Annotated in this window: 12 protein-coding genes; 6 read left to right on the top strand and 6 right to left on the bottom strand. The window is 70.7% G+C overall.

What is annotated here, in order from left to right:
- Nucleotides 1-2 precede the first annotated feature (2 nt).
- Nucleotides 3-1,754, bottom strand: coding sequence for an S-layer homology domain-containing protein (locus tag ACSU1G_RS16715; RefSeq protein ID WP_439281095.1), 1,752 nt, complete (start codon nt 1,752-1,754; stop codon nt 3-5).
- Between the two features lie 111 nt (nt 1,755-1,865).
- Nucleotides 1,866-4,550: an NB-ARC domain-containing protein gene (locus ACSU1G_RS16710; RefSeq protein WP_439281094.1), complete on the bottom strand. Its 2,685-nt coding sequence runs from the start codon at nt 4,548-4,550 to the stop codon at nt 1,866-1,868.
- A 164-nt stretch (nt 4,551-4,714) separates the two neighbouring features.
- Between ACSU1G_RS16710 and ACSU1G_RS16705 the strand changes: the two genes are divergently transcribed.
- The 6 genes from ACSU1G_RS16705 to ACSU1G_RS16680 all read left to right on the top strand — a co-directional run bounded on the left by ACSU1G_RS16705 (nt 4,715) and on the right by ACSU1G_RS16680 (nt 9,673).
- Nucleotides 4,715-5,374 carry an NUDIX hydrolase gene (locus tag ACSU1G_RS16705; RefSeq protein ID WP_439281093.1) on the top strand — a complete coding sequence of 220 codons (660 nt, stop codon included), beginning with the start codon at nt 4,715-4,717 and terminating at the stop codon, nt 5,372-5,374.
- Nucleotides 5,371-6,729 carry a quinolinate synthase NadA gene (nadA, locus tag ACSU1G_RS16700; RefSeq protein ID WP_439281092.1) on the top strand — a complete coding sequence of 453 codons (1,359 nt, stop codon included), beginning with the start codon at nt 5,371-5,373 and terminating at the stop codon, nt 6,727-6,729. The genes ACSU1G_RS16705 and nadA overlap by 4 nt, the downstream gene beginning before the upstream one ends.
- Nucleotides 6,726-7,670 carry a carboxylating nicotinate-nucleotide diphosphorylase gene (gene nadC / locus ACSU1G_RS16695; protein ID WP_439281091.1) on the top strand — a complete coding sequence of 315 codons (945 nt, stop codon included), beginning with the start codon at nt 6,726-6,728 and terminating at the stop codon, nt 7,668-7,670. Before nadA ends, nadC begins: the two co-directional genes overlap by 4 nt.
- A complete protein-coding gene (locus tag ACSU1G_RS16690) occupies nt 7,667-8,806 on the top strand; it encodes a cysteine desulfurase family protein (RefSeq protein ID WP_439281090.1) in 1,140 nt (379 codons plus the stop codon). Before nadC ends, ACSU1G_RS16690 begins: the two co-directional genes overlap by 4 nt.
- Before the next feature lie 131 nt (nt 8,807-8,937).
- Entirely contained in the window at nt 8,938-9,147 is a 210-nt protein-coding gene (locus ACSU1G_RS16685; RefSeq protein ID WP_439281089.1) for a dodecin, read from the top strand.
- Between the two features lie 37 nt (nt 9,148-9,184).
- A complete protein-coding gene (locus tag ACSU1G_RS16680) occupies nt 9,185-9,673 on the top strand; it encodes a rhodanese-like domain-containing protein (RefSeq protein ID WP_439281088.1) in 489 nt (162 codons plus the stop codon).
- An 81-nt stretch (nt 9,674-9,754) separates the two neighbouring features.
- Here ACSU1G_RS16680 and ACSU1G_RS16675 read toward each other — a convergent pair whose 3' ends face one another.
- The 4 genes from ACSU1G_RS16675 to ACSU1G_RS16660 all read right to left on the bottom strand — a co-directional run bounded on the left by ACSU1G_RS16675 (nt 9,755) and on the right by ACSU1G_RS16660 (nt 13,113).
- Entirely contained in the window at nt 9,755-10,138 is a 384-nt protein-coding gene (locus ACSU1G_RS16675; RefSeq protein ID WP_439281087.1) for a zinc ribbon domain-containing protein YjdM, read from the bottom strand.
- Nucleotides 10,131-10,790: a hypothetical protein gene (locus ACSU1G_RS16670; protein ID WP_439281086.1), complete on the bottom strand. Its 660-nt coding sequence runs from the start codon at nt 10,788-10,790 to the stop codon at nt 10,131-10,133. The genes ACSU1G_RS16675 and ACSU1G_RS16670 overlap by 8 nt, the downstream gene beginning before the upstream one ends.
- Before the next feature lie 124 nt (nt 10,791-10,914).
- The gene (locus ACSU1G_RS16665) at nt 10,915-11,331 is read right to left on the bottom strand and encodes a DUF2695 domain-containing protein (RefSeq protein WP_439281085.1); all 417 of its coding nucleotides are present in this window, start codon (nt 11,329-11,331) and stop codon (nt 10,915-10,917) included.
- A 114-nt stretch (nt 11,332-11,445) separates the two neighbouring features.
- Nucleotides 11,446-13,113, bottom strand: a complete 1,668-nt coding sequence (locus tag ACSU1G_RS16660) for an ABC-F family ATP-binding cassette domain-containing protein (protein ID WP_439281084.1) — start codon at nt 13,111-13,113, stop codon at nt 11,446-11,448.
- Between the last annotated feature and the right edge of the window lie 8 nt (nt 13,114-13,121).

Here is a 13,121-nt window from a genome sequence, read left to right as displayed (position 1 = left end):
AGTCAGCCGATCACCCCGTGATAACGGTGGAGGAAGGCGGCGAACTCGGCCCGGGTGACGTTGGCCCCTGGATCGAAGGTGCCGTTGGCCCGGCCGGTGGTGATCTCCTCGTGGACCATCCAGGAGATGGCCTCGTAGAAGTTGGTCTGGCCCTTGATCACGTCCTTGAGCTTTGAGGTGGCCGGGGCGGTGTAGTCCGGGTCTGCCTGGCGGTAGAGCACGGCGGCGACCTGGCCGCGGGTCATGTTGGTCCCGGACCGGAAGGTGTGGTCCGAGTAGCCGGTGACTACGCCGTTCTGCGTGGCCCAGCTGATGGGTTCGAAGAAGTTGTGGCCGGGCGGGACATCCGTCAGACCCGACCTGGCCGGAACGGTGAAGTCCTCGTCCACATAGCGGTAGAGGAAGGCCACGGCCTGCCCGCGGGTGACCGGGTGGTTCGGGCGGAAGGTGCCGTCGGTGAAACCGGTGGTGATCCCGCGCCCGACCATCCAGTTCACGGGGGCGTAGAACCAGGCGTTCTCCGGCACGTCCGTCAGCCCACCAGACGCTGCCCCGCGTTGGACCGACCAGTCGAGGACCGAAGCCCCGCAGGCACCATGGTTGAAGCGGATGTCGCCGGAGGCCGTTCCGTTGGCGTGGACGGTGCCATAGACGGTGAAGTCCCCGTCATGCCAGGTGATCTCGAAGGGTCGGCCCGCGGTGATCCGGGTGGCCGGGATCGGGAAGTCGGAGAAGTCATTCGTGCCTGATCCCAACAGGCTGCCGTCCACCGGCCCGATGCAGACCCAGAAGTACTCGCCGTTCACCCCGGTGATCGTGCCGTCCGCCGAGACCTCCAGGGAGAACGCCCGCGTCCGCGGATCGTCCGCCTGGCCACGGCCGTAGTGGGTCTGCAGCGAGCTGCCGCCGTAGCGGCCGGCCGCCGGCGCGGTGCCGTGCGAGTCCGGGACCACCACGGCCGTGGCCGAGATCCCGCCGGCCGGATGGTCGAACCGTACCTCGTAGGTCCCGGGCGCGCGCGGCGAGGTCAGCGTGAACTCGGCTTTGCCCACCGAGTTGGTCATCTGCGTCTGAACCCGTTCCCCGTTGACCAGGATGTCCACCGGGGCACGGTCCGGCAGGTCATAGACGAGGAACTCCGGCGGTGTGGCCGCCAGCTGGGACTGCGTGAACACCCTGCCATCGGTGTAGACATACGGATCGAAGTCCTCGGTGTACCACTCGCCGTCTGCCACGACCGTCAGCACGGCCTCCGCGGAGTCCTCCCCGTGGGTCAGCCGGACGCGGTGCTGTCCGGCCGGCAACTCCGCGGTGAAGCTGAAGCCGACCTCGCCGGCGGCGTCCACGGGGACCTGGCCGACGGCCGAGCCGTTGAGCCAGACGGTCACCTGCTGTCCCGGGGCGAACCCCCAGCCGAAGACCTCCATGCCCTGCCGGGCGATGTCCCAGACGGAGACCGAGGTGGCCCCCAGGTAGATGTCCGCGTCGTTCGCGGTGGGATGGGGCGCGACATCCGGCCGCTGCTGCGCTTCCCCCAGCTCCTGCAGTTCCACCGTTCCGGGCACCGGGCCCGCCTCGGTGCCGGCCGGCGGATCCGGTGGCGCTGCAGCAGCCGGAGCCACGCCCGTCGCCACCAGCGAGAAGGCCAGGGCGAGGGCCGAGACCAAGCCCGCCGCCCGCCGTCGTGCTCCACCCGCGCCAGCCCGGCGGAGCTCCGCGTACCTCGACCCGTCTGCAGTGCCGTGCGATGTCATGATGCGTCCTCGGTAGTCCCTCGTGCGATGCCCTGGTGGCCATGCACCCTGCCCACAGGATGGCGGGACCTTTCGTGGTCAGCCACCCGTCCGGACAAGTCCGGACGGGGATCAGGTCCGTTGTTCCGCCCCCTCCTCCAGGTCGCCATCCAGGGCCTCCTCCAGGGCCGCCCGGAGCACGGCCGCCTCATGGGCCCCAGCCCTCTCCAGTTCCACCAGCGCCGCTGCCAGCCACCGGGACCGCTCGGCCTGCTCGTGGCACAGGTACCCGCGGTGACGCCAGATCCGGCCACGCAGGACGTGGTCACTGGCGGCGGCCAGCAGTCCCTCGGCGCGGTCCAGCATCGTCACGGCCTCCTCCGGCAGCCCCCGGCCGTCCGCCAGTTCCGCCGCCACCACCAACTGTTCGGCGGTGGTCAGGTCATTGCCCAAGGTCTCGGCGGATTCCAGCGCCCGGGTGCTGCGCCGGAAGGCCCTCGCACGGTCCCCCAGCCGGTGCAGGGCGCGGGCCGCGGTTCCGTCGCCGTCGATCATCAGATAGGGGCTGCCCACGGCCTCGGCCTGTTGGACCCCGCGGTCCGCATCGGCGAGCGCCTCCTCGGACCGCCCCTGGGACAGCCGCAGATGGGCGCGGTTGACCAGGAAGTTGGCGATGAACAGGCCGTGCCCGTGCTCCCGGGCCAGCTCGAGTCCGCAGCGGATGACCTCGTCCTCCTCCTCGAAGCGGCCGGCCGTGTCCAGGGCGGTGCCCAGGTTGACCAGGGCGCTCATCTGGCGAGCGGCCTCACCCCGCTCCCGGTGGATCGCCACCGCGCGGTTCAGGTCCCGGACGGCCCGGTCCAGGTTCCCCCGGCGGATCTCCAGCAGTGCCGTCATGTTCAGGATGACCCCGAGCACACCCGGATCAGACAGGCCGCCGGCCTCCGCGACGAGTCGGGTGGCCCGGCGGAAATGCCGCAGGGCCTCCTCCGGCCGGTCGCGCTGGGCCAGCAGCTGGCCGGCGTCCAGGCTGGCCATGGCCAGCGCATCGGCATCTGCCACCTCTACGGCGACGTCGGCGGCGGCCTCATGCAGGCGCAGGGCCTCGTTGTGGTGGCCGGCGAGGTTCATCCACCAGCTCAGCCCCTCGGAGAGGCGGAAGAGCAGCTCCGGGTGGCCCTGTTCGGGGGCGGCATGCGCCAGGGTCAACAGCGAGTCCAGCTCGGCCTGAAGCCACCGTCCGGCCTGCTCGGCGTCCCCGCCACCGGTCACGGGGCCGGCGTTGGGGGCGGTATCGGTGTCGGCGCCGGCACCCGGGTAGACGAAGTCGGTCTTCCGCGGTACATCATCCATGCTGTGGGCGATCACGGCATAGGCGTGCCACACCCGGCGGGCGGCCTGGAGGGCGACCCTGCCGAAGGCCTCCCGGCGCACGCGCGGCGGGTCTGTCCCCCGGGCCCAGGAACGACCGGAGGCCCGCACCAGGGAATGCAGGGTGATCCGGCCGTGGCGGCGGTGGACCGCGAGGCCTCGGACCGCCAGCTGCCGGGCCAGCTCGGCCGCCCGGTCCTCGGAGACCTCCAGGGCGGCTGCGGCGGCGCTCATGTCGAGTTCGGCCAACGGCAGGTCTGCGACGACACGCAACAGGCGCGCCGCCTCCTCCGGCAGGTCCGCGTAGGACAGCGTCAGGGCGCCACGCAGCTCCTCGTCCAGGCGGGCGGCCGCGACCCCGTCCTCCATCAGGTCGACATGCTCGGCCAGGGTCCACTCGGGGCGGGTCGCCATCCGGCCCCCGACCAGGGCGACGGCCAGTGGCAGGCCGCCGGAGACCCGGGTCAGCCTCTCAGCAAGCTCCGCCGGCGCATCGGGGCCCGGGCCGCCCGGTGCCTGCGCGGCCCGCATGAAGTTCTCCAGCACCGCAGCCACGTCCTCCGAGCCCATCCCCTCCAGGGCGATGAGGCTCCACCCCTCGGCGTCAGCCTCGGGCCGGGACCGGCTCGTCACCACGATCCGCCCCGGACCGCCGGGCCCAGAAGGCAAGCCGGCCCCGGACCCCACGATGGCCCGGATCTGAGCCTCGTCCACCGCATCGTCCAGCACGAGGATCCGCCCCGCCTCCCGGAGGGAGTCCACCAGACGCTCCGCGCGCTCCCGAGTGCTCCCCACGTCATCCTGACCCACCGCACGCAGAACCGCCCGCTGCGCCGCCGCCGGGTCCACCGGGGAGGAATCCACGGGGCGTCCGCGCAGGTCGATGAACAGTCCCCGGTCTGGCCCGCCCGTCTCCCGCGCGGCAGCATGGATCTGCTGGGTGGCGGCGAGCGCCAGCTGGGTTTTGCCGCTGCCGGCCATCCCGGTGATCCAGATCCGCGCATCGGGGGCGTCCAGGGACCTGGCCAGGGCCGCCCGTTCTGGGTGACGGCCGGCAAAATAGGGCACCGGGGACGGGGCGCCGTCCAGGACCACGGTGATGGAGGCGTCGGCGGCCGCTGCCTGCGCCTGGCGCACCCGGCGGGACCACCGGTCCACCGCTTCGGACGGCAGGCCCAGAGCCAGGACGATCTCCCCGACGGCGTCGACATCCAGGCGACGGCGGCCGTCACGGAAACAGTCATAGACCGTGCTGCGTGGGATCCGCCGTTCGTGGTCCGGGACCCCTCGGGAGGCCCGCCCCCGGGCGATCCGGCGGACGATCTCGGCATAGGAGGGGTCCCCGGAGGCCGACCGCATGGACCGGAGCTCTGCCGCCACACCGTCCAGTCCGGCCGGCACCGCGTCCCAGTCCACGGCACGGATCACGTCAGCCGATCCGTCCATGGTGGCCCTCCTGTGGGTCTGTTGTGGGTCTGCCGGGCGAGGGGGCGACGGCAACCCTCATTCCAGCACGAACCACCCCTCTACTTAAGGTCCGAAAGACTGTATGCTCTGAGAAGTGTTCAAGTCATTCTGACTCTAAGGACGGACGTCGAAGGGAGACTCCCGTGGACCACTCGACCACGCGCCTCGCGGTCTCAACCGTCATCTTCGCCCTGCGCCCGGAGGACGGCGGGACCCCCTCCCTGTGGACCCCGTTCGTGCTGCGCACCCGCCAACCGCATCTGGACCAGTGGGCCCTGCCCGGTGGATGGCTGCCGGACGGCGAGGACCTGGACGCGGCCGCCGCGCGGACCCTGGCTGAGACCACCGGCCTGCATCCGAGCTTCCTCGAGCAGCTCTACACCTTCGGCCGCGTGGACCGCTCCCCCACCGAACGGGTGGTCTCCGTGGCCTACACGGCCCTGGTCCGCTCGGACGAGGTGGAACGGGCCGCCCCCGGGGAGAACGTCCGCTGGTTCCGCGCCGACGCCCTGCCGCGCCTGGCCTTCGACCACAACGCGATCGTGGACTACGCGGTGCAGCGGCTCCGCACCAAGGTCGAGTACGCGCACATCGCCCACACGTTCCTGGGTCAGACGTTCACGCTCTCCCAGCTCCGCTCGGTCCACGAGGCCATCCTCGGTCACGCCCTCGACGCCGCGAACTTCCGCCGTTCGGTGGCCACCTCCCCCGACCTCATCGAGACCGGCGAGGTGCTCACGGGCACCCCGCACCGCCCACCCAAACTGTTCCGATACCGCACCGCAGAAAGCAGCCGCTCATGAGCACCCCCCTGTCCCCGCCCCTCGACGCCTCCGTGGACCGCACCCTGAAGCTCCTCGCAGCAGGGTCCACCGCGGGGTCCGCCGCCGGCTCCTCGTGTTCCCCCGTCCTGACGTCCGGGCCGTGGGAGTACGACGTCGGCCCGGACGGGACGCCGGCAGCGCCCGGTTACGGACCGGGTGCCTCCCAGGACGACCCCCTCCCGGGTGCCACTCCGCGCCAGGGTGCGTTGCCGGCGTCGTACACCGAGGCCACCGAGACCGAACTGCACGAGCGGATCCTCGCGGCCAAGACGGAGCTCGGGGACCGGGTGGTGGTACTGGGGCACTTCTACCAGCGGGACGAGGTGGTGGCGCACGCCGACTTCGTGGGCGACTCCTTCCAGCTGGCCAAGGCCGCCCGCTCCCGTCCGGAGGCCGAGGCCATCGTGTTCTGCGGCGTGCACTTCATGGCCGAGACCGCGGACCTGCTCTCCACCCCCGATCAGGCCGTGATCCTGCCGAACCTGGCGGCCGGCTGCTCCATGGCGGACATGGCAGACCTCGATTCGGTGATGGACTGCTGGGAGCAGCTCGAGGAGCTCTACGGGTCCGGCCCGGATGAGTCCGGGCGGGTGCCCGTGATCCCCGTGACCTACATGAACTCCTCGGCGGCGCTGAAGGGCTTCGTAGGTGAGCACGGCGGGATCGTCTGCACCTCCTCGAATGCGGCGGCCGTGTTGGACTGGGCCTTCGAACGCGGTCAGCGGGTCCTGTTCTTCCCGGACCAGCACCTGGGCCGCAACACCGCCAAGGCGATGGGGATCGGGCTCGAGCAGATGCCCCTGTGGAACCCGCGCAAGCCGCTCGGCGGCAACACCGAGGAGGAGCTGGAGGCGGCCAAGGTCTTGTTGTGGCACGGCTTCTGCTCCGTCCACAAGCGCTTCACGGTGGACCAGATCGCCCGGGCCCGGGCCGAGTACCCGGACGTGCACGTGGTGGTGCACCCCGAGTGCCCCATGCCGGTGGTGGATGCCGCCGACTCCGCCGGGTCCACGGACTTCATCGTCAAGGCGATCGAGGCCGCGCCGGCCGGCTCCACCTTCGCGATCGGCACCGAGATCAACCTGGTCCAGCGGTTGGCGGCCCAGTACCCGCAGCACACCATCTTCTGCCTGGACCCCGTGATCTGCCCCTGCTCCACCATGTACCGGATCCACCCCGGTTACCTGGCCTGGGTGCTGGAGTCCCTGCTGGCCGGTGAGGTGGTCAACCGGATCACGGTGGCGGACGGCGTGGCCGAACCGGCGCGGGTGGCCCTGGAGCGGATGCTCTCCGTGGTCCCGACCGCCTCGAAGCCCCCGGTGGTGGCAGCATGAGCGTGTCGGCACCGGTGGTTGGAGGCGGGATAACGGCGTCGGCAGCAGCGGCAGCGGCAGCGGCAGCAGCAGCAGCAGCAGCAGCGAGCGTCCCCGCGGTTCCGGTACCCGTCCAACGTATCGTGGCAGCGGCACTCGAGGAGGATGCCCCGTGGGGCGACCTGACCTCAGAGGCCCTGGTCCCCGTGGAGACCGTGCTCCAGGCCCGGCTGGTGGCCCGCGAGGCGGGGGTCTTCAGCGGGGCCGGTGTCTTCGTCGCCGCCTTCCAGCTGGTGGACCCCACCATCCGGGTCACCCTGCTGGCCGCTGACGGCGATTCCTTCGAGACGGGTCAGGTGCTGGCCGAGGTCTCCGGTCCGGCGCGCGGCATCCTGCGCGCCGAGAGGATCGGGCTGAACCTCATCCAGCGGATGTCAGGCATCGCCACCCAGACGGCCCGCTACGTCCGCGCCGCTGCCGGGACCCGGGCGAGGATCGTCGACACCCGCAAGACCACCCCCGGCCTGCGGCTGCTGGAGCGGCAGGCGGTCCGGGACGGCGGTGGGCACAACCACCGCATGAGCCTGTCCGACGCAGTGATGGTCAAGGACAATCATCTCGCGGCGGTGCTCGCCGCCGGCCTGACCGTCACGGAGGCACTCGTGCAGATGCGGTCCCGGCTGCCGCACACCGCCCACGTGGAGGTCGAGGTGGACCGGTTGGACCAGATCCCAGACGTCCTGGCCGCCGGCGTGGACACGATCATGCTGGACAACTTCACCGTCGAGGACTTGCGCCAGGGGGTAACCCTGATCCGCGGGGCGGCCCTGGTGGAGGCCAGCGGCGGGGTAGATCTGGACACCGTGGGCTCGATCGCCGCCACCGGGGTGGACATCATCTCGGTGGGAGCCCTGACCCACGCCGCCCGCGCGCTGGACCTCGGCCTGGACACCGCCCCATGATCTACGCCGACCACGCCGCCACCTCACCGGTCCGGCACGAGGCCCTGGAGGCGATGTGGCCCTATCTCACCGGCCGCTTCGGCAACCCCTCCAGCCATCACACGGTGGGTGAGGAGGCAGCGGCCGGGCTGGACGCCGCCCGCAGCTCGATCGCCGAGCTCCTCGGGGTCCGGGCCGGTGAACTGGTCTTCACCGGCGGCGGGACGGAGGCGGACAATCTGGCCATCAAAGGCCTCGCCCTCGGCCGCCCCCGCGGACGGCACGTGATCACGAGCCCGCTGGAACATGAGGCCGTGCTGGCCTCGGTGGACTATCTTGCGCGCGTGCACGGCTTCGAGGTCAACTACCTGCACCCTGGCGCCGACGGGATCATCGACCCGGAGGAGCTGTCCACCCTGGTGCGACCGGACACCACCCTGGTCTCGGTGCAGTACGCCAACAACGAGATCGGCACCGTCCAGCCGTTGGCCGAGCTCAGCCGCGTCACCCGCCGGGCCCGCGTGCCCTTCCATACGGACGCCGTCCAGGCGGCGGGCTGGCTCCCCCTGGACGTCCCCACGCTCGGTGTGGACGCCCTGAGCCTGTCCGGACACAAGGTCGGTGCCCCCAAGGGGATCGGCCTGTTGTGGGCCCGTGGCCGGCTCCCCCTGGAACCGGTGCTGCACGGTGGGGGCCAGGAACGCGGTCGGCGCAGTGGCACCGAGAACGTCCCGGGGGCCGTGGCCCTGGCGGCAGCACTCGCCGCAGCGGAGGCGGAGCGCCCGTCCAGCGCCGAGCGGATGACCCCGCTGCGGGACCGGTTCACCGCCGCAGTCCTCGCGGGGGTGCCGGGTGCCACGGTGACTGGTTCCGCCCGGCTCCGGCTGCCGGCACATTCCTCCTGGGTGTTCGAGGGCACCGGCGGCGAGACCGTGTTGCTGGAACTGGAGCGCCGGGGCGTGGTCTGCTCCTCCGGCTCCGCCTGCGCCGCCGGCTCGGACGAGCCCCCGCTGGCGCTGACGGCCCTGGGGATGGCCGAGGACCTGGCTCGAACGGCGGTCCGCTTCACCTTCGGACCGGAGTCCACCGGGGACGAGGTGGACGCGGTGGCCGAGGCCCTCGTCGATGCGGTGCAGTCGGTCCGCCAATTGGCCTAGGACCTGCACCTCGACCTCGGCCCGGCCGGCACCCCCGCGGTGTACCGGGGGTGTCCACGGGCCGGTGGTCGGCCGTAGCCTGCTGGGACCCGCTCCCGCCCCACGGCGGGGCCGATCCCACGGAGGACACCATGGCCAACAATGTCTACAACATCAGCGAGATCGTCGGCACCTCATCCGACGGCATCGAGGCAGCCGTCGACAATGCTGTTGCCGAAGCCGGCAAGATGGTGCGCAACCTGGACTGGTTCGAGGTCCAGTCGGTCCGCGGCCACCTCGCGGACGGAAAGGTCCAGGACTGGCAGGTGACCGTCAAGATCGGATTCCGCCACGACGGCTGAATCGCGAGTGCCGGTGCAGGGGGCCGAGGAGGCGGCGGTGGCCACGGCGCCTGTCACCCCGAGGCGGGAGCGTGGCTCGATGGCCCTGCTGCACCGGGTGCGCGCGCACCTGGACCGGCTGACTCCCCAGCAGGCGCTCGCAGAGCAGGACGCCGGGGCCGTGCTGATCGATGTCCGCACCGCACTGCACCGCGCCGACGCCGGAACGGGCGCGCGTATTGATACTGGGACCGGCGCTGGGACCGGCACGGGAACGGGTTCCGGCGGTATCCCCGGAGCCTTGGCCATCGACCTGACGGTGTTGCCGTGGCGCCTCGACCCGGACTTCCACCACCGCATCCCGGAGGCCACGGACTGGGACGCGCGGTACATCCTGTTCTGCCGGCATGGCTACTCGTCCTCGCTCGCGGCGTGGAGTCTGCGGCAGATGGGCCTACACCGAGCCACTGACATCGTCGGCGGCTATGAGGCCTGGGAGGCCGCCGGACTGCCGGTCTCCGGGGACCCGGCCGACGAACGCCCCTGAGAGAGTGCGGGCAGGAGGGGACAGGATCCGGAGCCTGCCAGCTTGCCAGCCTGCCCTGCCCTGCCTTGCTCTGCCTGGTGATCAGACGACCTTCTTGACGACGCCCGACTTCAACTGCATCCGGCCGAAGCCGGGGACCGTGGCATCGATGTCATGGTCGCCGACACCGTCCGTGATGAGGCGGATGCCGCGGACCTTGGTGCCGACCTTGATGGAGCCACCACCGCCCTTCACCTTGAGGTCTTTGACCACGGTCACGGTGTCCCCGTCGGCCAGCGGGTTGCCGACGGAGTCCTTGACCACGGGCGGTCCTTCGGCGGCGTCCTCCCCCGTGGTCTCGGGGCCAGCGGAGACTTCCGCGGCGGCGGTCCACTCGTGGCCGCACATCGGGCACACCAGCAGGGCACCCTGTTCGTAGGTGTAGGCCTCGGCGCATTCGGGGCAGGACGGCAGGTTCTCAGTCATCAGACCGGGACCTTAGCATGGGTCGCCGTCCGGCGGACGTAGTCCAGGACGGCGCACCGAGCCAGCGGGGAACCCGGACACAGTACGCCTCGTATTCCTCCCCGAACAGGACCCGCAGCGCCCGCTCCTCCGGCCGAATCTGGAGCCGGTCGATGACGATGACGAATATCCCGACCGGGAGCCACGCCAGCGGACTCGCCCGGTATATCGCCTGCGCACCCAGGATCCCGGCCATCGACAGGTACATCGGGTTGCGGCTGATGCCGTTCACGCCGGTCGTGACCAGTGCGGTGGCCCGCTCCGGGGTCACCGGGTTCACGGTGGTGCGATGGGCCACGAACGAGAGCCCTGCGGCCAGGCCGACGCCGACGGAGGCCGCCGTGATGACCTGTGCGGCCCTTCGGCGGACCGGTCCGGAGTCGATGTCACCAGGCAGCAGCCGCTGGACGAGGCCCGCAGTGATCATCAGGGCGGGAGGAGGAAGGTGGTTGGCATGCTGGGCTGATGCACCGATCCGGTTCACCAGGTCCAGTCCAGTGGCGAATTTCCTGGAGCAGAACCGGGCGGTGAGAGTCTCGCCGCTGTGGCGCCAGTCGGTCAGGCCGGCCTCGGCGACGTCGGTGGGGGACAGCTTCTGATTCGGATCGCCCATTGAACCATCCTGCCTGTCGGGTTGCCAGGGAACCACCCTGGTGACCCAGCAGACGCGTTGTCGCCGAATTCGCCGTGATCTCGCCACCGAGGCCGCTTTCCAGGCCCAGCGGTCAGGGTGGCTTCTACCAATGGAGCACCGGCCCCCAATGAGCACAGGGTTGTGTCGATCCTTTGCGGACACCGGCGCAGGCCGGCATATGTTCAGGAGGCATGGCATCGATGAACTCCTCGCCCCCGGCCTCGCTCCAGACCCTCCGCTCCGGTGACCACAAGCGCCGAACCGGTTGATAGGCGTTGAGAAATATCTCGCAATCACAGTAGCCGCCCTTGGCTCCGAGCCTACTGTCCAAGGCGGTGGCCCGCGGTGCCACCAGGTCCCGATAGGCGAGGGCGAAACGCAACGTGTTGTGGCAACCGAATTGTTCAAGCTGGCGGTCCGTGAAACAGAGTACGCATTCACCGTCCCGAGGACTCAGGATGTCCATTGACGCGTTCGTGATGATCTTCTGGGCTTGGTCCGCAATGGGTGTCGTGTTCATGAACCCACCATCTCCTGCCCTCCGGACATGTTGTCCGGTTATCCACAGGATCAAGTCGATGCCCAGGCCTGGCGCACCCCGCGGCCTCACGGTTCCGGCCGGGGACCCTCGCTATCAGAGCTCGGCGACCTGCCCTGCCTGCACGGTCCAGCGACGGTCCGTCCGGACCGTGGCCAGCATCCTGCGGTCATGCGTGACCAACAGCAGCGTTCCCTCGTAGGACTCCAGCGCCTGTTCCAGCTGTTCGATGGCCGGAAGGTCAAGGTGGTTCGTCGGCTCGTCCAGCACCAGCAGGTTGACGCCGCGGGCCTGCAACAGGGCCAGTCCGGCGCGGGTCCGCTCCCCCGGCGAGAGCTCGCCGGCGGCCCGGTTCACGTGATCGGCTTTGAGACCGAACTTGGCCAACAGCGTGCGCACCTCGGCCTGGGGTGTGTCCGGGACGAGTGCTTCGAAGGCGGCGGCCAGGGTCTGCTCGCCGGAGAGCAGGGAACGCGCCTGGTCGATCTCCCCGATCGCCACGCCCGTGCCGAGGGTCGCGCTCCCCGCGTCCGGTGGTTGCTGTCCGAGCAGGGCCCGGAGCAACGTGGACTTCCCGGCACCGTTCGGCCCGGTGATCCCGATCCGCTCCCCTGCGTTCACCTGCAGTGAGACGGGCCCGAGCGTGAAGGTGCCCTGCCGCAGTACGGCCGCGTTGAGGGTCGCCACGACCGCACCGGACCGGGGTGCGGCCCCGATGCTCAACTTCAGCTGCCATTCCTTGCGCGGTTCCTCGACCTCGTCCAGCCGCGCGATCCGGCTCTCCATCTGGCGCACCTTCTGGGCCTGCTTCTCGCTGGACTCGGTCGACGCCCGCCGGCGGATCTTGTCGTTGTCCGGCGCCTTCTTCAGGGCGTTCCGCACGCCCTGGCTCGACCATTCCCGCTGGGTCCGGGCCCGCGAGACGAGGTCGGCCTTCGTCTCGGCGAAGTCCTCATACTTCTCCCGCTGCTGGCGGCGGAGCGTCGCGCGCTCCTGGAGGTAGGACTCGTAGCCTCCGCCGTAGAGCCGGTTCGAGCCCTGCGCCAGGTCGAGCTCGAGCACGCCCGTCACACACCGGGTCAGGAACTCGCGGTCATGGCTGACCAGCACCACACCCCCGCGCAGCCCACGGACGAAGGCCTCAAGCCGCTCGAGGCCCTCCAGATCGAGGTCATTGGTGGGCTCATCCAACAGCACGATGTCGAACCGCGAGAGCAGCAGTGCCGCCAATCCCACCCGGGCGGCCTGCCCTCCGGACAACGAGGTCATCAGGGTCTGCTCGATGTCGGGACGGCCGAGGTCGCGGCCGAGGTCCGCGAGCACGGCGGGGATGCGTTCGTCCAGATCGGCGGCGCCGCTGGCCAGCCACCGCTCCAGCGCATCGGAGTAGATCTCGGCGGGGTCGCCGTCGTCCGGTCCGGTTCCCCCGGGTTCTCCGAGGGCCTCGGCCGCGGCCTCCATGTCCCTGCCCGCGGCGGCGCACCCGGTGCGCCGGGCGATATACCCGGCCACGGACTCCCCGTCCACCCGCTCATGCTCCTGCGGCAGCCAGCCGACGAAGGCATTCGCCGGTGACAGGGAGACGGTGCCCGACTGCGGGGCGTCGAGGCCGGCGAGCAGCCGGAGCAGCGTGGACTTCCCCGCGCCGTTGGCGCCGACGACCCCGATGACGTCGCCAGGGGCCACGGTCAGGTCGAGTGATTCGAAGAGGGCCCGATGGCCGTACCCGCCGGCCAGGCCGTGGGCCACGAGAGTTGCGGTCATCGGACCAT

Source organism: Microbacterium sp. A93, from assembly GCF_051842835.1.
The sequence above is the reverse complement of the archived record's forward strand: the minus strand, read 5'-3'. Positions and strand labels throughout refer to the sequence as shown.